General features: G+C 43.6%; 12 protein-coding genes, 2 tRNA genes and 1 pseudogene. 2 read left to right on the plus strand and 13 right to left on the minus strand.

The features are described 5' to 3' along the window. Positions 1-423: 423 nt before the first annotated feature. The 4 genes and pseudogenes from ACI4L0_RS09930 to earP form a co-directional block, all read right to left on the minus strand. Positions 424-2,280, minus strand: a pseudogene (locus tag ACI4L0_RS09930) (phosphoenolpyruvate carboxykinase (GTP)); the annotation flags it as partial. A 259-nt stretch (positions 2,281-2,539) separates the two neighbouring features. Continuing rightward, positions 2,540-2,614, minus strand: a tRNA-Arg gene (locus tag ACI4L0_RS09935). A 92-nt stretch (positions 2,615-2,706) separates the two neighbouring features. Continuing rightward, positions 2,707-3,279 carry an elongation factor P gene (gene efp, locus ACI4L0_RS09940; RefSeq protein WP_439800016.1) on the minus strand — a complete coding sequence of 191 codons (573 nt, stop codon included), beginning with the start codon at positions 3,277-3,279 and terminating at the stop codon, positions 2,707-2,709. 151 nt (positions 3,280-3,430) lie between these two features. Further along, on the minus strand, positions 3,431-4,621 hold the full coding sequence (earP, locus tag ACI4L0_RS09945) for an elongation factor P maturation arginine rhamnosyltransferase EarP (RefSeq protein ID WP_439800017.1): 1,191 nt from the start codon (positions 4,619-4,621) through the stop codon (positions 3,431-3,433). 169 nt (positions 4,622-4,790) lie between these two features. On the opposite strand from earP, the gene ACI4L0_RS09950 reads away from it, so the two are divergent. Continuing rightward, complete coding sequence (locus ACI4L0_RS09950; RefSeq protein ID WP_439800018.1) at positions 4,791-6,356, plus strand: YifB family Mg chelatase-like AAA ATPase; 1,566 nt, start codon at positions 4,791-4,793, stop codon at positions 6,354-6,356. A gap of 3 nt (positions 6,357-6,359) precedes the next feature. Here the strand turns inward: ACI4L0_RS09950 and ACI4L0_RS09955 are convergent. Continuing rightward, positions 6,360-6,442, minus strand: a tRNA-Leu gene (locus ACI4L0_RS09955). A 180-nt stretch (positions 6,443-6,622) separates the two neighbouring features. On the opposite strand from ACI4L0_RS09955, the gene ACI4L0_RS09960 reads away from it, so the two are divergent. Beyond that, positions 6,623-8,179, plus strand: coding sequence for a RecQ family ATP-dependent DNA helicase (locus ACI4L0_RS09960; RefSeq protein WP_439800019.1), 1,557 nt, complete (start codon positions 6,623-6,625; stop codon positions 8,177-8,179). A gap of 71 nt (positions 8,180-8,250) precedes the next feature. Here ACI4L0_RS09960 and ACI4L0_RS09965 read toward each other — a convergent pair whose 3' ends face one another. From ACI4L0_RS09965 to rpsO, 8 genes are all read right to left on the minus strand, one after another. Then, a complete protein-coding gene (locus tag ACI4L0_RS09965; RefSeq protein WP_439800020.1) occupies positions 8,251-9,936 on the minus strand; it encodes a HEAT repeat domain-containing protein in 1,686 nt (561 codons plus the stop codon). Between the two features lie 48 nt (positions 9,937-9,984). Beyond that, complete coding sequence (gene tgt / locus ACI4L0_RS09970; RefSeq protein ID WP_439800021.1) at positions 9,985-11,121, minus strand: tRNA guanosine(34) transglycosylase Tgt; 1,137 nt, start codon at positions 11,119-11,121, stop codon at positions 9,985-9,987. Between the two features lie 46 nt (positions 11,122-11,167). Beyond that, on the minus strand, positions 11,168-12,241 hold the full coding sequence (locus tag ACI4L0_RS09975; RefSeq protein WP_439800022.1) for an LptF/LptG family permease: 1,074 nt from the start codon (positions 12,239-12,241) through the stop codon (positions 11,168-11,170). Beyond that, entirely contained in the window at positions 12,238-13,581 is a 1,344-nt protein-coding gene (locus tag ACI4L0_RS09980; protein ID WP_439800023.1) for an LptF/LptG family permease, read from the minus strand. The genes ACI4L0_RS09975 and ACI4L0_RS09980 overlap by 4 nt, the downstream gene beginning before the upstream one ends. A gap of 3 nt (positions 13,582-13,584) precedes the next feature. After that, complete coding sequence (gene dut, locus ACI4L0_RS09985) at positions 13,585-14,028, minus strand: dUTP diphosphatase (RefSeq protein ID WP_439800024.1); 444 nt, start codon at positions 14,026-14,028, stop codon at positions 13,585-13,587. After that, on the minus strand, positions 14,013-15,299 hold the full coding sequence (locus ACI4L0_RS09990; protein WP_439800025.1) for a M16 family metallopeptidase: 1,287 nt from the start codon (positions 15,297-15,299) through the stop codon (positions 14,013-14,015). The genes dut and ACI4L0_RS09990 overlap by 16 nt, the downstream gene beginning before the upstream one ends. Positions 15,300-15,477: 178 nt before the next feature. Beyond that, the gene (gene pnp / locus ACI4L0_RS09995; RefSeq protein ID WP_439800026.1) at positions 15,478-17,568 is read right to left on the minus strand and encodes a polyribonucleotide nucleotidyltransferase; all 2,091 of its coding nucleotides are present in this window, start codon (positions 17,566-17,568) and stop codon (positions 15,478-15,480) included. 240 nt (positions 17,569-17,808) lie between these two features. Then, entirely contained in the window at positions 17,809-18,078 is a 270-nt protein-coding gene (rpsO, locus tag ACI4L0_RS10000) for a 30S ribosomal protein S15 (protein ID WP_439800027.1), read from the minus strand. Positions 18,079-18,137 lie beyond the last annotated feature (59 nt).

The raw sequence follows: 18,137 nt of genomic DNA on the forward strand, positions 1-18,137 counted from the left end.
CTAACTTTGCTAGACCACCACCATAGGTGGTGGGTTTCCCCGTACTAAGATTTTTGACACTGTATAATTATAGATAGAATCTTTTCCTGCATCTGATTCTATATAAACTATATTTTCCCAATGATCAGCTTTATATACCGAAAGATGCAAATGTGCATCATATTTTCCATCAATGCCTTTTTCATCAGAGAAAACACTAGTTCCTACTTTTCCAATTTATTATATTCTTTCAGATGTCCTAATAAGAAAATGCCACTAGAATCGCTATTTGCTATAAAAATAGCTCTCCCATAAAAAAACAAAGGACGCCGCACAAGCAGACGCCCTTTGCCACAGAATCAGCATACATCAACGCATGCTGTTCTCTAAAAATATCGCAGCCGGAGCTGAAACTCCGCACGAAAAAACTTTATATATCAGATTTTATTTAGAAAGTCTGGCTTCCAAATCATCAAGACATTCTGTAAGTTCTTTCGGCAGGTGCTTTCCGAACTTAGGATAGTGGTTTTCACGGATATCCTTACATTCTTTCAGCCAGCCTTCCTTGTCAACTGCCGTAATTGCAGGAATCTGCTGTTTGTAGACATCTGCAAGTCCGTCAAGGTTGAGCGCACCGTCTTTCGGCATAAGTCCGATTGGTGTTTCAACTGCATTGTCTTTTCCGTCGCAGCGGTCAAAAATCCATGCAAGAACGCGGCTGTTGTCGCCGTAACCAGGCCACATAAATCCGCCTGGAAGGTCTGCATTGTTTTCATCCTTTCTGAACCAGTTGACGTAGAAAATCTTAGGAAGCTTGTCTTTGTCCTGTGCAGCGTTTCCAACGTCAATCCAGTGCTGGAAGTAGTCGCCCATGTTGTAACCGCAGAACGGAAGAATTGCGAATGGGTCGCGGCGGATTTTTCCGACTTCAGCTGCATTGATTGTAGAAGCTGCTGTAATTTCTGAACCTACGATAGAACCGAGGAATACACCGTGGTTCCAGCTGCGTGCCTGATGAACAAGCGGAACAGTTGAAGGGCGGCGTCCGCCGAAGAGGATTGCAGAAATCGGTACGCCTTCCGGTGATTCCCATTCCGGTGCGATACAAGGACACTGTTTTGCAGGTGCTGTAAAGCGTGCATTCGGGTGAGCCATTTCTTCGCCCTTAGGAGCTTTGTCTTTAGGGAATGCAGGACGTGTGTTTCCTTTCCAGTCAACAAGGTTTCCTGTTGCAGGATATCCGATTCCTTCCCACCAGACGTCGCCGTCTTCTGTGAGCGCGCAGTTTGTAAAGATTGTATTCTTTTCAGCAGAGATAAGTGCATTCTTGTTGCTTTCTGCAGAAGTTCCCGGTGCAACGCCGAAGAATCCTGCTTCAGGGTTGATTGCATAAAGACGTCCGTCTTTGCCGAATTTCATCCAGGCAATGTCATCACCGACTGTTTCAACTTTCCAGCCAGGAATTGTAGGAATAAGCATTGCAAGGTTTGTCTTTCCGCAGGCAGAAGGGAATGCGCCTGTTACGTATTTTACTTCGCCCTGTGGGTTTGTAAGCTTCAGGATGAGCATATGTTCTGCAAGCCAGCCTTCTTCGCGTGCAATAACAGTTGCGATGCGGAGGGCAAAGCATTTCTTTCCAAGAAGTGCGTTTCCGCCGTAACCAGAACCGTAAGACCAGATAAGGCGCTCTTCCGGGAACTGGCTGATGTATTTGTGCTCAACGTCTGCGCAAGGCCATACGCCGTTGTCTTTTTCGCCGTTGTTAAGCGGTTTTCCAACAGAGTGAAGGCACGGAACGAAGTCGCCGTCAGTACCGAAATACTGCCATACTTTTTCGCCTGCGCGTGTCATAATGTCCATATTCAGGACAACGTATTCTGAGTCAGTAAGCTCGATTCCGTATTTTGCAATCGGTGAGCCGAGCGGTCCCATACAGAACGGAATTACGTACATTGTGCGTCCGTGCATACAGCCTGTGTAAAGACCTGTCATTGTAGCCTTGAGCTCTTTCGGGTCAATCCAGTGGTTTGTAGGGCCAGCATCTTCTTCTTTTACAGAAGAAATGAAAGTGCGGGCTTCAACACGTGCTACATCAGAAGGCAGCGAGCGGAAAAGGAAGCTGTTAGGTTTCTTTGCAAGCGGAGTAGCAAGTCCTGCGTCAACGCATTTCTGCATAAGGCGGTCATACTCTGCCTGAGAACCATCGCAAACTACAACTGAATCCGGTTCGCACATCTTAACACATTCTTCAATCCATGCCTTGATTTTAGCATGTTTGATGTCATTAATTGTCATACAATTACTCCTATGGTTGAACTCAGAATTGAAATAGCAAAACGCCTTCTAATTCCATTTCTATAAATATACATTTTTTTCTATTGATTTTCAATACAAGCACAAAAACAAAAAAAGGGAACTTTCCAAAGCTGCAATTTCAGACAAATCATGCGGAATGTCAGGACAAAAAAAATGCTGACAGCCACAAAAGCGGCTAATCAGCACAGCAGGGGAACTGTAAAAAACTTCAGTTTTCATAGGTTCCTTAAAGTTTTTTTGAAGATGACCCTCGCGGGGTTCGAACTCGCTACCTACAGCTTAGGAGGCTGTCGCTCTATCCATAGTGAGCTAGAGGGTCGTTTTCAGGGAAACAAAAATTCCCCTGATTTTAATCTGTAAAAATGCTGGAAAATCACAGAAATGACTTTCCGGCAATTTTTTTGGAAAACTCTATTTGTCTTTTGCTCTTTCTACAAATGAACCATCTCTTGTATCAATAACAATTTTGTCATCTGTATTGCAGAACAAAGGAACTCTCACTTCCATTCCTGTATCAAGAGTTGCAGGCTTCAAAGACTTTCCAGAAGTATCTCCCTTGATTCCAGGCTCACAGTATGTAATCACGCGAACAACATTAATAGGAAGCTTTACGCCAACAGGCTTTCCTTCGTAGTATGTGATTGTAACATCATAATCATCATCAGGTGAAATATATCCAGCGTTGTCTCCAAGATCATCCTTTGAAAGCATAACATCTTCATAAGTTTCCTGATCCATAAAGTGGAAATCATCGCCGTCAATATAAGAAAGCTTTACATTCTTTTCAACCAAATCAACATCATCGAATTTTTCACCGGCATCAAGTCCCAAATCCTGAGTTCCGCCTGTAACAATGTTTTTTACACGAAGCTTTACTGTAATTCCCTGACGGCCGGCTTTCTGGCCAAGCATTTTCTGAACAATAAAAGGAGAGCCTTCAAACATAAAAGCTGTTCCAACTTTAATTTCATTTGTCGATAACATAATAAACTTCCTTGAATATAAACTTGCTCAAGTATTATATAAGAAGTGAAATAAAATTGCAAGAATTCAAACTGAAACAAGATAAAAAAAACACTGGAAAAAATTTCTATCAAAATTCCACAGCGGACAATTTTTTTAAAGAACGGCAGCTTTAAGACAGGGGCAAAGCTTCAAGAAAATCAAGCAGGGCTTCCGCAAGGTTTCCGTTTTGCAAAAGCTCCTGTGAAAAGCGCTTGAATCCGGGCTTTAAATTTTCAGCATTATTCAGGATAGACAAAATTTCTTTTTTCATTTCAAGCTCCGAATTTTCTTTGCTGAAAAGCATTTTTTTTTCTTCAAGGACAGCCAAGGCTTCCGCCCCGCACTGAATTTCAAAATGCCTGTTGTACAAAAAAGAAAACCGCTCGATTTCCCGTACACCGAGCCGCTCCAAAAAAGCATTCAGCTTCACAAGATGAAACTCTTCGTCCTGCTGATAAATATTCCATATAAACGGCGTTCCGAGAAGACAGCACCGGCTGAACGAATCTTCGCCGCGCACAAACGAAAAATCCATAAGCGACAGCAGCGCATCCCATGTTTCCTGCGGAACAAACGGAAGGCTCGCAAAAGGAACATCAAATCGGCAGAAAGAATTCCTTGCAGACTCAAAGCCTGCTCCGGGCGCAAGAAAAACAAGAAGCTTTCTGGACTCTGAAAATTCCGACAGCGCGGCGGCAAGAAAATCAAAATTCCCGGGATAGGAAAAAAGCAGAATTTTAAACACCGAAGAAAAATCTTCAGGCAGAAAATTTTTTCCAAGCGACCGCTCCACAAGATCAAGCGCATGATTTTTTTCAGAAAGACAGCGGACAAAATTTCTGTCCAGAATCAGGCCGCCTGTTTTTTTTGTAAAGCCCGGCATGAAATTTATCTTCTTTATATATGCAGAGCGCGTTCCGCTTTTCAGCAGATGAAAATCGTCAGCCCAGGATTCCGCCGTAAGATATTCCACATTCACAATCTGAACCACAGAGTAAAACTGCGGTGAAAAAAGAATGTCCTCAAGCCATTCCGGCCGTCCGCACTGAAAGCACTCCAGAATATAGCGCGGGGGTCGCCTTGAAAATTCTTTTACGCAGGCTTCGCGGTCATTCCAGTCAAAAATTTTCCAGCCCCGGAATTCCTGAAAAGACCTTGAAGAATCCACTCCGCTCGAAATAGCAGCAAAGGCATTCAGGTTGCTTACAACAAGCCGCAGTTCAAGCTCCGGCCTCAGTTCAGACAGCGCGCGGCACAGACGGAACACAACTCCAATATCACCGAAATTATCAACAACCTTGCACAAAACCGTTATTTCCATAAAAACATTGTAGCAGATTTTTTGTAAAAACAAGACATTTTTTTTATTTTTGCGGAAATAAATTATTAAACAAGCTGAATGTGATTTTTAGATTTCGCCAATCAGCATACACCACGCAATCGCCGGGCATAAAAAAAGCGCGAATAATATCCGGCATTTTGGAGGCTCTATGAGAATTTTTTGCTTTTCACCGTTTGGCTACGAAGGAAATCTTGTGACTGTTGAAGTCGATCTGCGCCGTGGAATTCCGGCAGTTGATATAGTCGGGCTGGCAGACAATGCCGTAAAGGAATCGCGCGAAAGAATGAAAAGCGCAATCGTGAATTCAGGATTTTCCTTTCCGCCGGAACGCGTGCTCATAAGCCTTTCTCCTGCTGACGTAAAAAAAGAAGGCGCGGGCTTTGACCTTGCAATAGCTCTTGCTGTTCTATCGGCAAAGGAGCAGTCGGAAAATGGAGCAGACAATTTTCATACTGAGCCGATACTAGTGATGGGAGAGCTTGAACTGAACGGGAGCATCCGGCCTGTAAAGGCAATCCATGCGGCGGCGGCAACAGCTTATGCAGGCGGAATAAGATACTCCATTGTTCCAGCGGCAAATGCGGATGAAGCCAGGGAAATTCAGACAATGAAAATTTTCGGGGCGGAAAATCTTACAGAGGCTCTTCATGCGTTAAATCATCTGGAATATTTTTCAGACAGCAAAAGCCTCAGCAGCTGCAACGAAAAAAACGGTGTTCCGGCAGGCTCAGTTGAAATAAACGGAATTCTTTTTCCGCCTGAAGAATTTGATTTCAGCCAAGTCAGAGGTCAGAAAAAACTTCTGCGCGGACTGCAAATCGCCGCCGCAGGAGGCCACAACCTGCTTGCATTCGGACCGCCGGGCTGCGGGAAAACACTTTCATTGCAGCATTTTCCATCACTCGTTCCCCTGCTTACAAAAGAAGAAAGCCAGAGCACAACAAGAATTTATTCAATCGCAGGAATTCTTCAGGCCGGAACAAACGGAATAAGAAAAGCACCGTTCAGACAACCGCACCAGACATCCTCAATAGAAGGAATGTGCGGAGGCGGAGTTCACTGTAGCCCCGGAGAAATTTCACTTGCGCACAACGGCGCACTGTTTCTGGACGAAGCCGCGGAATTCAAAACATCGGTTTTGCAGATACTCAGAGTTCCGCTTGAAACAGGCACCATAATGCTCAGCAGAGCCGGGCGGACTACAATCTTCCCTTCAAATTTTCAGCTCCTGGTTTCAATGAATCCCTGCCCCTGCGGAAACTACGGCTCAAAAGAAAAAATGTGTCTTTGCTCCTCGCGCTCGGTGGAACTGTACTGGAGAAAACTTTCCGCGCCGCTTCTGGACAGAATAGATTTGAGCATACAAGTTGAAAAATCAGCTGCAATAAAAAGCGAATTCGAAGAACAGACTTCAACCTCGGAACTAAGAAAGGAAATCGCCGCCGCTGTGAAAATTCAGCGCAAGCGAGGAAAGAAAAATTCAAGGCTTAATCCTGCGGAACTAAAGGAATTCTGCCAGCTGGAACCCGGGGCAAAAAAAATTCTTAATGAAGCAACAGGCACGGAGGAATTTTCAGCAAGAGCAGTTTCAAGCTGTATAAAAATAGCAAGAACAATCGCAGATATGAAAGAAGAAAATCAAATTGGAAAAGAATCAATGGAAGAAGCAGTTCAGTTAAAAAAAGCAACAGGAGCGCTTGGACTTTTAAGGTGAAAATACCGGCTCAGAGACTTGAACTCTGACACGCTCGCGCGCAAAAGATTTTGAGTCTTTCGTGTCTACCATTCCACCAAGCCGGCATGGTTTGAATACTATAGCAAAAAGTAAAAATAAAATCAAGGGCATTTTTTAAGGGAAAGTTAATTTTCACGGAGGTTTTATTTTTGGAATCATTTTGGTATAATTGCTTGCAGAAATCTGCAGAAAGCGTTTCATTTCAATTTGCATCAACAAATTCCTTTTTATTTCAGGAAACAGTCATGAACTACACTTTATTTGACAGAACGCCAGAGGATATTTTAAAATCGGTTTTCGGATATGAAAATTTCAGGCCTTTGCAGCGGAAGATAATACAAAATGTTCTGGACGGAAGGGACACGCTGGCAATAATGCCGACCGGCGGCGGAAAATCCCTGTGCTATGAAATTCCATCGCTTATTCTTCCCGGGCTGACAATCGTTGTTTCTCCGCTGATTTCACTTATGCAGGATCAGGCGGCGCAGCTTGAGTCCTACGGAATTCCGGTTGTCTGCCTTAATTCCTCACTCGATTGGAATTCCTACAGTGAGTGTTGCAGAAAAATCACATCGGGAAAAGTAAAAATTGTTTATGTTTCACCGGAAGGGCTGAACACGGACAGAATTATCAGGCTGCTTCAAAATTCAAAGTATCCGGTGGAGTGCATTGCAATAGACGAAGCGCACTGCATAAGCGAATGGGGACATGACTTCAGACCGGACTATATGGAAATAATGCATATAAGAAAAATGTTCCCAAAGTCAGTTTTTCTTGCGTTGACAGCAACCGCAACAAGACAGGTTCAGCACGACATCATAAAAAATCTGGGAATGGAAAACCCGGAAATTTTTACAGCGAGTTTCAACAGACCGAATATTTTTCTTCAGGTTGCAAAAAAGGACAATCCTGAAATGCAGGTTCTGGACTTCATAGAAAAGCATCCGGATAAAAGCGGCATAATATATTGCTTTTCAAGAAAACAGGTCGATAAGCTTGTGCAGGAACTTCGGCTGAACGGAATAAAGGCACTGAGTTATCACGCCGGTCTGACAGATGAAGCGCGCATGAAAAACCAGCGGGATTTTATTTCTGACAAGGTCAATATTATTGTTGCCACTGTTGCATTCGGCATGGGAATAAACAAGCCTGATGTCCGCTTTGTAATTCACTTTGATATGCCGAAATCAATAGAACAGTATTATCAGGAAATCGGACGTGCCGGACGGGATGGACTTGAAGCCGAGGCGCTGCTTTTATACAGCAAAAGCGATATACACAAAATCAGATATTTCTTTAAGGAGAATTTTGATTCCGCAAAATCAGAAAAGCTCCTACAGGGAATGATAAATTTCTGCGAGCGAAACGTGTGCAGAAGACAGACGCTTTTGTCCTATTTCGGGGAAAGCTATTCAATCGCACGGGATGATGCGGTTTCCTCAGAGGAATGTTGCGATGTATGCGCTTCAATAAAAAATTCGCGCATAGCGCCTGCCGCAGTTCTTCATAAAAAAATTCAGTCATTCCCCAAGCCGTCAAAGAAAAATTCAGGCGAGCTGCTTATTTCCAGCACTACAGAAAGCCAGGGAAAATTGGCGGAAAAACTCCGGGCATGGAGAAAAAACGCCGCAGAAGAATTGCATGTTCCGCCGTATATTATTTTTGGGGACAAAACACTTTTTGACATTGCAAAGAAAAAGCCTGCGAGCATAAAGGAGCTTACAGGCTGCTATGGAATCGGAGAAACAAAGGCAGAGAAATTCGGCTACTTTATACTGAAAATAATAAAAGAAGCCGAATAGTTTTACTTCTTAAATCGCGCCAGTACAAGAGCCTGGCCAACAGCTAGCCCATGGAAATTTTAACCGCTATGCTAGGACTGGTCTAAAATTCTCTTTGCTTTTTTTGCATTTGCATTTTTCTTTTTTGCGCCGAACTGATAGCCTTTTGGTTTTTCAGCATCATTTTCTGAATCGGAAGGCTCTTCGGCATCTTTTGCAATTTCCTCAACCGCCGCCCTTGCGCTCATGTATCTTCCCTTGGCCCATATATCAAGCCCGGTTCCCTGGGTAGCCACATCGCTGCTTGCAATATACTCCGCGCAGATTTCCGCAAATTCAGAACGGTCATACTTTGCAAATTCCTTTCCCAGTGCATAGCGCAAATTCTTCTGGACATCATTATTTAAAGTTGAACGGGCAAGCTCAATAACTTCTTTTGTGCCAGCATGATTATATTCAAGCAAGGCCGCCGATACTTTTGCCTTTGTAGCATCGCCGATTTTCTTGTCCTTTAAAACACTGATCAGATAATCGTTGCCCTCGGAGGTATTTAAATCCGCAATGACAGAATAGCACTTTTCCTTCACCTGTTTCTGCTCATCCTTGTCCTTGCACCTGAAAATCAAATAAGGAACTGCCGCCTTGAGCCGTTTTTTTTCAACCGCGGAAACAGCTTCAAGCCGGACTTTGTATTGAGAATCCCGGAGAGCCTGCAAAATCAGCTCGTCAGATTTATCCGTGTTGAAATAAGAAATTCCTTTTATAACATAAGTCCTGATATTCGGATCGCTTGATTCAAAAAGGTCTGCGAGAATTTTTTCGGACTCGGGCTTTTCCATCGCCCCGATTGCCTCGGCAGCGTACATTCTGACAAAAGCATTTTCATTTTCGTCCATTGCAATTTCTGAAATTTTATCCCAGGTTTCAACAGCCTTGATGCGCCCCAGAACACGCATAAGCGACTGCCTTTGAGAAACATTCAGGTCATCGCGGTCAAGATAGTCCGAAAGAAAAAGAGCCTCTTCCGCGCCTCCGATTTCGCCAAGCGCAGAAAGCGCGCCTGTAAAATACGCCTCATCTTCCTTGTCAACCAAATCAACCAGTCCGGGATTGGCATCCTTTATATCCGCCTCGGAAACATACTTGAAACACTTTTCAACAATAGATTTTTTTGTATCGTAGGGATCATTTATAACTTCAACTGCAAAATAAGCAAGGCAGGGATCTTTCAGCTTTGTAAAATATTCAATGACCTTTTCCTTGACGGCAACGCTTTTTGTTTCCTGAAACAAATCATAAATGTCATTGACAAAGCGGTTGTCCTGATTTTTTGAAAGCTCATCTATAAGATCGGTAATCTGGCCTTCAAGTCCGTATTTCAAAATATCATCGCACTTTTTTTTGTATTCATCTGAACGGTCAAGATATGTTCCGGAGCTTTCATGTTTTTTTGGACGGGATTCAGCGGGAAATATTTTTTCCTTTTTGTATTTAAATTTTACAGCTTCAGAAATTCCAGAGGGCTGGCTTCCGGAAAGTGCATCAAAAGTTTCAGGCTCCTCTGAAGAAACTTCCGTTTCAGAAGAAAAAATTTCCGGGGCGGAAGTTTCAGAAAACAAAGCGGAATCCTGAAGCTCCGGGGACACTTCAGTTTTTTCAGTTTCGGTTTCAGTCTGGCGCGGAAGAACATTTTCAATTATCTCAGGCACAGAAGTTTCCTGCGCCCATGCAAAAACAAATGCAGCCGACAAGACTGCGGTCAAAATTTTTCTCTTCATTGTTTCTCCGAACAAAAAGGATATTTCAAGGCACACTACATTATCGGATTAAAATGCGCCTGAATGAAAAGCTTCTAAAAAATTCTTCTTGTATAGCTCAAAGCTGTCCGATTCAATCGCCTTGCGGATATCCAGAATCATGCTGTGAAGAAAATAAAGATTGTGATAGCTTGCAAGCATCGACGAAAGAATTTCCTGCTCGCGGAAAATATGCCGCAGGTAAGCCCTGGAATATGTTCTGCAAACCTTGCATCCGCACTCGCTGTCAATCACAGAAAAATCGCGCTCAAAACGCTTCTGTTTTATAGAAAGCATTCCCTTGTGGTGAAAATAAAGTCCGTGGCGCGCAATCCGCGTTGGCTGCACACAGTCAAACATATCGATTCCGCTTGAAACCGCCTCAAGAATATATTCAGGCGTTCCAATTCCCATAACATACTTCGGCTTGGACTTTGAAAGAAACTGCACGGTGTAATTCAGCTTTTCAACAAAAACTTCCTCAGGCTCTCCAACGCTCAGACCGCCTATTGCAAGCCCCGATGTTCCAAGGGAATCTACAAATTCCGCGCTCTCTTTTCTAAGATCATCAAAAAAATTTCCCTGCACAATCGGAAAAAGAATTCCCCTGTAGCCGCTTTCAGTGTGATTTTTCCATTCTTTTATCGCACGGACAGCCCAGTCGGAAGATAAACGCAATGCGCGCTCAGCCTCCCTGCGCTCAACACCGTATCCGGAGCAGACATCAAGCTGCATCTGAATATCGCTGTTAAGCTTTACCTGTGTCTGCACAACATTTTCCGGGCTGAAAAAATGCTTGCTTCCGTCAATAGTGCTTCTGAACGCAATGCCGTCGTTTTCGATTTTCCGCAGATTTGAAAGAGACCAGACCTGAAATCCGCCTGAGTCCGTCAGAAAATTCCGGCTCCATTTTGCAAACTGATGAAGTCCTCCAGCCTCGCAGACAATATCCGCGCCGGGACGAAGATACAAGTGGTAGGTATTTGCAAGAATAATCTCAAACCCGATTTCCTCCAGGTCGTCCTTTGTCAGCGCCTTTACAGTTCCTTTTGTTCCCACCGGCATAAAAACCGGAGTCTGCACATCTCCATGCGGAAGATGAATTACGCCGGTTCTAGCGCGGGAATCTTTGCTCCCGTGATGAATCTCAAAAAAATTTTCTATCATAAAATACGCACCTCATTTACTTTTACACTTTTGGAAAATTCCCTTTTTACGTCCGTGCAAATTTCAGCAGAACACAGCTGATGATTATAAAAAGCACAACCGGACTCCACGCCCCGAACAGCGGCGGAATAACCTGAAATTTTGCCATGAGCATTGTAATCATCTGAAGAACATAAAACAGAACAACAGCTGTAATGCTCATCGCAAGGCTGACAATAAGCACATTTTTTCTAGTTTTTCCGCTCAGCCCGATTGCCAGAAATACAACAATAAAAACTACAAACGGAAACGAAAATTTCTTATAGTAAACGGATTTTTCCTCTGCGCTCGGAAGTCCTGCTTTTTCAAGATGTTCAATGTATTCACGTGCCTCGCGCGTATCAACCTGCTCAACTGAAATAGTGTTGTTCCTGAAAGTTGCAGGAGGCTCCACAAGCCGCTCTTCAAGCCCGGGGTCAATTCCTTCAGAAAGCAAAAAAGTTCCGTCGCTGAATTTATATTCAAGCGGACTGTCGAGCTTCCAAAATCCGTTTCTCCAAAAGGCCTTCGTAGAAAAAACAAGCGTGTCGGGAGTTTGTCCGTCCGCCCTAAAAAGAACATACAAGCCCGAAAGCGACTCAGTCTTGTTATTGAAAAAATCAGCCTTGTAAATTATGCTTCCGCTTTCAGCCATAATCACAATCTTGCTGTTGTTCAGGGATTTTTCCTTTGCCAGAACGGATTCCTGAAGCTGAGTTTTTTTCGCAAAAAAGGGAACGACAATTTTATCCTCAAAAACAAAAAGCCCGAAGCTCATTGCAGCCGCAACAGCAAGCAGCGGAACAGAAAATCTAAACAGAGATACTCCGGAAGCAAAAACTGCCAGCAGCTCATTGCGCGCATAAAAATCACTCAGCATATAGGCAGTGGCAAACAGCATCGAAACCGGAACTGAATACCAGATAACCTTGGGAATATAATACAAAAGAATCAGCGCAACATCATGGGAAGATACATTTTTTGAAATGTAATTCCAAAGATTCATAAACAAATCAGTCAGGCACAGAATTAAAATAAAAAAAACAAGCGCGCCTATAAAAACCGGAAAGAACCGTCTGAGCACATAAAAAACAAGCTTCATTTTTTTCTAAGCCTCAGGTAAAGGAAAAATCCCAGAATTCCTATAACAAAATTCGGTGTCCATATCATCCAGAATGCATTGTAGCCGCCGCGGATTCCAAACATCTGCCCTATTATAGTTGCCGACCAATACAGCACAGAAATAATTATCCCGAAAATCAATCCCAGTGTCTGCCCGTCTTTTTTTCCAAAAATCAAAGCAAGCGGAAAAGCCAGAAGCGCAAAGAAAAACGAGCCGAACGGAACAGAAAATTTCTTGTTGTACTCAAGGACAAATGTATTAAATCTTTTTTTTGAAACATTTTCTTCAGTCTTCATTTTTTTTATCCGCTTCGACAAATCCCAGGATGTCATTTCACGCGGAGAAGTTCCGCTGCCGGAAAAAATTATGGAATCCTCAAAAATGTTGAGCTTGAGTTTTTCAGCCGAAATGGATTCGTAATTTTCCGGATTGGATTTATCAAGAACAAGAACAGCGGGGTTGCTCATGTCAAGCTGCATAAGAACGCCGGAAGACAATGATTTTTTTACATCAGAAGCGCCGGCCACTATAATGCGCTCCCGGGATGAATCCTGCGAATCAAACAGCACAATATCCGAAACAAGATTTTTTGAAACAGAGCCGATAACCAAAGTTGAATCGTTCATTCTCTTTATTGAATGTGACTCAAGCTCAATCGCAGGATTCGAGGCTATAACCTGCTTGAACAGGCGGTTGTATTTCAAAGTTCCGACCGGAAGAAAATAATCATTCATAATAAAACTGAAAACAGAAATCAAAATTCCCATGGACAAAACCGACTTTAAAATCAGGCTGTACCTCTGACCGCTTGCTCTTAAAATCAAAATCTCATTGTCTGTAACAAGCCGCCCTATGCACATCAGAAATCCAACGAGCGTAGAAAACGGCGCAGACTGAGAAACAACATTGGGCAGGCAATAGCAAATCAGCCTGAGAACAGAGCCGAGCGGAACCCGCTTCTTTAAAATTGTCTCAGCAAGAAGCAAAATCTGATTTACAAAAAAGACAACAAAGAAAAAAACAAAGCATATAAAAAAATAAAGCATCAGCTCTCTTGCTATGTATTTTGCCAAAACATTTTTCTTTATCGTTTTTAAGCTGTATGATCTTCTTGCAAAAAAACTCATTGCCCTTGCGCTTTTGAATTTTTTTGCAGCTGAAAATCCGAGCGCATAGAATTTTGCCCTCAGTGAAATTTTCTTTAGGTAGTTCGATTTCTTCCTGAGAAAAAGAAGACAACGTATAATCCGCCGCCTTGCGAAAACCGCAGCAGAATCAGCCTTGTCAAATATGCACTCCAGAAATTTTACCAGCAACATTTTTCAGACACCGGTGCTTCCGAATCCTCCTGCGCCGCGCAGAGTTTCAGAAATAGAATTCACAGGAATAAAACAGGCTGCGGAAACTTGTGAAATCACAATCTGCGCAATCCTGTCGCCGCTGTTCACAACAAAATCCTCCTGACCGAAATTCGCAAGAATAACTTTCAGCTCGCCGCGGTAATCGCTGTCAATCGTTCCCGGCGAATTCAAAACAGTAACTCCGTTTTTCAAAGCAAGGCCGCTTCTTGGGCGAACCTGAATTTCATACCCTGAAGGAATTTCAAAGCTCAAGCCTGTAGGAATCAAAGCCCGCTCTCCAGGTCTTATAACAACCGGGGACTCCAAAAAAGCACAGACATCAGCTCCGGCAGCCCCTTCTGTTTTGTAGGAGGGAACAACCGCATTTTTCTGCGCAATGCATTTCAGCGTTACTTTTTCTGACATAGTATTTCCTTTTTTTGCCGTGAAGAAAGAGATGGCCCGTAAACAAGAGAGGCCTTTTTTTCTTCATTCAGAAGTTTTGCTATGAATTCGATTATATCACGTTTTTCAGCTGAGCGTATACCAGCCAGTATTTTTTCTGTTCCGCACAAAGGAAAACCCATTGAATAAAAATTCCAGAGCCGCTGCATCAAAAATGCGGTTCTTGTTTCTCCAAGAATTTCAGAGCCGCATAGACGTTCCTTTGAAATTTCAATTTCCTCATCCGAAATCTGATTTTCCAGAAAGCCGCTTATTTCATCAGAAAGCCTGCGGTAAACCTGTGCGGCATTTGATTTTTCGCACACGGCATAAGCGGACCAAAGCCCGGCATTTTCGTAGGTCGTATAAAAGCTTCCCACAGAATAGCAAAGACCGGACTGTTCCCTGAGCGAAGAAAAAAGGCGGCTGCTCATTGTTTCTCCTGCCGCTGAATTAAAAATCAAAAGCGATATATATTCCTCAAACGAAAGCAGCGATGACAGCGGATACATGCAGAATATCTGTGTCTGGCTGAACCTTGCCTTTAAAATCCGCTTTTCAACATTCCATAAAGCCTTTTCTGAAAAATGACTGTGCCTGAAAAATTCCAGAGCCGGACGGTGAGTGCTGAGAGCCTGCAAAGTTTCAACAAGAAATTCCTCGTCAATCCGTCCGCATACAATCACCACAAGCTCGCCTTCAGTAAAATATTTTTTGTACCAGCCAAGCATCTGCTCGCGTGTAATTGAATTTACATCATCAGAAGTTCCGGTAATCGCAAGGCTGAGTTTTTGATTCGGCCACACACAGGAAGCGACTTCGTCCATTGCAGAATCATCAGGATCATCAAGAACGGCAAGAATTTCACTCTGAACCACGCCACGTTCCTTTTCCATTTCCTCAGGCGGAAAAGTGCAGTTTTCAGTCAGGTCGCAGAGCGTATCCAAAGCCACCTTGTAATTTTCCATGCTTTCGGAGGGGACAGTGCAGTAGACACCCACGTTTTCGCGCTCAGTAAAAGCATTGAAAATCCCGCCCATTCTGTCAAACACAAGCGAAATTTCCCTGTTGGATTTTGAAGCCGTGCCCTTGAACAGCATGTGCTCTGTAAAATGGCTGATTCCATGCTCGCCCTCGTTTTCAAAGCGGCTTCCGACAGAAAAATAAAATCCAAATGTTGTAACCCTTGAATTCAGGACAGGCTGGGTTATAAGCGTTATATTATTTGAAAGAATCTGTTTCTTTACTGGCATGCGGCAATTCTAGCAAATTTCAATTTTTTTTGCATCAGACAGTTTCAAGAACACCGCGGATACTCAAAGTGATTCAAGTATTATTTCCGCCATAAAAAAAAGCCGCCTGCATTTTTACAGACGGCTTAATCAACAGCCCCGGAAAACTAAAAGCACCGGGAATTAATTTGAAAATGCGCTATTTGTTTTCAACAGCGTCGATATAGCTCAAATTCAAGCGGCCCATTTTGTCAACTTCAAGAAGCTTCACAGGAACAACCTGGCCTTCCTTCAGAACATCTGTCACTTTTTCCACGCGTCCACGTGAAAGCTTTGAAATGTGGCAAAGACCTTCTTTTCCCGGAAGAATTTCTATAAAGGCTCCAAAATCCATAATCCGCTTTACAGTTCCCTGGTAAATTGTTCCCGGCTCCGGATCTTCGCAAATTCCCTTTACGGCAGCCTTTGCAGCGTCAGTTGAAACTCCTGATTTTCCATAAATCGTAACAGTTCCATCATCCTCTGTGTTGATAGTAACATTGTACTGCTGGCAAAGAGCCTTTACATTTTTTCCGCCAGGCCCAATCAGGGCACCAATCTTGTCAACCGCAATTTTTAACGTTTCAATTTTCGGAGCATACGGACTTATAGGCTGAGGCTTGCTGATGCATTTTTCCATTATATCCAGAATGTGATTGCGGCCGCGCTTTGCCTGTTCAAGGGCACGGCGCATAATATCCATGGAAACACCGGCAATCTTTATGTCCATCTGGAATCCTGTAATTCCATCGCGGGTTCCGGCAACCTTGAAATCCATATCGCCCAAATGATCTTCTTCGCCCAAAATATCAGAAAGAATCGCATACTTCTTGTACTGAGGACCGTCTGTAATAAGACCCATTGCAATTCCGGCAACCATTTTTTTCATCGGAACACCGGCAGCCAGCAGGGAAAGACATCCGCCGCAGGTTGAAGCCTGTGAAGAAGAGCCGTTTGACTCCATGATTTCAGAAACAACACGGATAGTATAAGGGAATTCGCTTCTTGAAGGAATCATAGGAGCCAGTGAGCGGCGCGCAAGATTTCCATGTCCAATTTCGCGGCGGCCGGTTGTAAGCTTTCCTACTTCGCCAACTGAATACGGCGGGAAATTGTAGTGAAGAATGAAATTCTCGCTTCTATCACCTTCAATATCATCATAAACCTGCTCGTCCATCGCTGTTCCCAAAGTTGTAACAGCCAGCGACTGTGTTTCTCCGCGGGTAAACAAGGCAGAGCCGTGCGGACGAGGAAGAACATTCACTTCGCATGTAATAGGGCGGATGTCCTCTGTTCCGCGGCCGTCAATGCGCAGCCCCTTTTCAAGAATACTTGAGCGGAGCAAATCATACTGAATGTCATCAAACAGATTATTGAACAGTTTTGCCTGAATATCGTCTTCAAGCTGCTCTGCATATTTTTCAGCAATCTTAGCCTTCACAGCCTTAACCGCATTTCCGCGCGCCATTTTTCCTTTCTGGAAACACGCTTCCTGCATAAGGGGAATTGCCTCTGCTTTTATCGCATCCGCATTTTCAAGCTTTGCCTCGAACGGAGCAAGCGGAAGCTTTTCTTTTCCTGCCAGCTTTACAAGCTCCTCCTGAAGAAGACACATATCGGTGATAAATCCCTGCGCTTTTTCCAGTGCGCCAAGCATGATCTCCTCGGAAACCTCGTTTGCGCCGCCTTCAACCATTGTAAAGCCATCTTTTGTTCCGGCTACAACAATCTCAAGCTGAACCTTTTCCATCTGCTTGTAAGTAGGATTAAGAATATACTCTCCATTCAAATAACCCACGCGGACACCTGCAACAGGACCGTTGAAAGGAATGTCGGAAATTGAAACCGCCGCGCTTGAAGCAAGCACCGCAAGAATATCAGGAGGATTCACTCCGTCAATAGAAACACAAGTAGGCACAATCTGAATCTCACGGCCGAATGAAGTTTCAAACAGCGGACGCATCGGGCGGTCAATAAGGCGGCTCACAAGAATTTCCTTGTCCTTTGGGCGGCCTTCGCGCTTTACAAAGCCACCTGGAATTTTTCCAGCGGCATAGAATTTTTCATTGTACTCAACTGTCACAGGAACAAAATCAAGCCCTTCCTTTGCCTCGCTTGAAGCGCACACTGTTGCAATTACAGCAGTTCCGCCAAGCTGCGCATAAACACAGCCGTTTGCCTGTTTTCCAACTTTTCCTGTTTCAAGAATCAGCTCCTGATCGCCGATTTTTCTTGTTACTCTTTGAATCATAAAAATTTCCTAATATAGCTTTTTATGAACTTCTGACTATCCACAGATTATATCGATTCCCTGGCCGCATTGCCGGAAAGCTCTAAAAACTTCCCAAGGCATTTTCAGGAAATCCATATAATCAGTGGACAAGTCCGCGCCAGAACATTCAAAGGGAAATCCTGATGGATCCACCTTAAAAAAACAACGGCAGCAAATTCAATTCAGAATTCATCTGCCGTCATCATCCGTTTTATCAAACTACTTGCGGATTCCAAGCTCTTTTATAAGAGAACGGTAACCCTCAAGATTTGTGCGCTTAAGATATTTCAAAAGCTTGCGGCGTGAACCGACAACTTTCAGAAGTCCGCGCTGTGCACATGTGTCTTTAGGGAAAAGCTTGCAGTGCGCTGTAAGTTCCTTGATACGCTCTGTCATCAGTGCAATCTGAACTTTTGAATTTCCAGTGTCGCTTGCGCTCGCTCCGAATTTTGAAACGATAGACGCTGTTGTTTCTTTTGTAAGTGCCATTTCTTACTCCTGATAAAAATAAAATTGTCCCGAAAACTGAAGTTTCCGAGGCTCATAAT

The organism is Treponema sp. (assembly GCF_051883275.1).
GTDB lineage: Bacteria > Spirochaetota > Spirochaetia > Treponematales > Treponemataceae > Treponema_D.

Excerpts from the sequence above, each read along its gene's own strand:
- efp (WP_439800016.1), bottom strand. The coding sequence starts at position 3,279 with ATGTTATCGACAAATGAAATTAAAGTTGGAACAGCTTTTATGTTTGAA.
- earP (WP_439800017.1), bottom strand. The coding sequence starts at position 4,621 with ATGGAAATAACGGTTTTGTGCAAGGTTGTTGATAATTTCGGTGATATT.
- ACI4L0_RS09950 (WP_439800018.1), top strand. The coding sequence starts at position 4,791 with ATGAGAATTTTTTGCTTTTCACCGTTTGGCTACGAAGGAAATCTTGTG.
- ACI4L0_RS09960 (WP_439800019.1), top strand. The coding sequence starts at position 6,623 with ATGAACTACACTTTATTTGACAGAACGCCAGAGGATATTTTAAAATCG.
- ACI4L0_RS09965 (WP_439800020.1), bottom strand. The coding sequence starts at position 9,936 with ATGAAGAGAAAAATTTTGACCGCAGTCTTGTCGGCTGCATTTGTTTTT.
- tgt (WP_439800021.1), bottom strand. The coding sequence starts at position 11,121 with ATGATAGAAAATTTTTTTGAGATTCATCACGGGAGCAAAGATTCCCGC.
- ACI4L0_RS09975 (WP_439800022.1), bottom strand. The coding sequence starts at position 12,241 with ATGAAGCTTGTTTTTTATGTGCTCAGACGGTTCTTTCCGGTTTTTATA.
- ACI4L0_RS09980 (WP_439800023.1), bottom strand. The coding sequence starts at position 13,581 with ATGTTGCTGGTAAAATTTCTGGAGTGCATATTTGACAAGGCTGATTCT.
- dut (WP_439800024.1), bottom strand. The coding sequence starts at position 14,028 with ATGTCAGAAAAAGTAACGCTGAAATGCATTGCGCAGAAAAATGCGGTT.
- ACI4L0_RS09990 (WP_439800025.1), bottom strand. The coding sequence starts at position 15,299 with ATGCCAGTAAAGAAACAGATTCTTTCAAATAATATAACGCTTATAACC.
- pnp (WP_439800026.1), bottom strand. The coding sequence starts at position 17,568 with ATGATTCAAAGAGTAACAAGAAAAATCGGCGATCAGGAGCTGATTCTT.
- rpsO (WP_439800027.1), bottom strand. The coding sequence starts at position 18,078 with ATGGCACTTACAAAAGAAACAACAGCGTCTATCGTTTCAAAATTCGGA.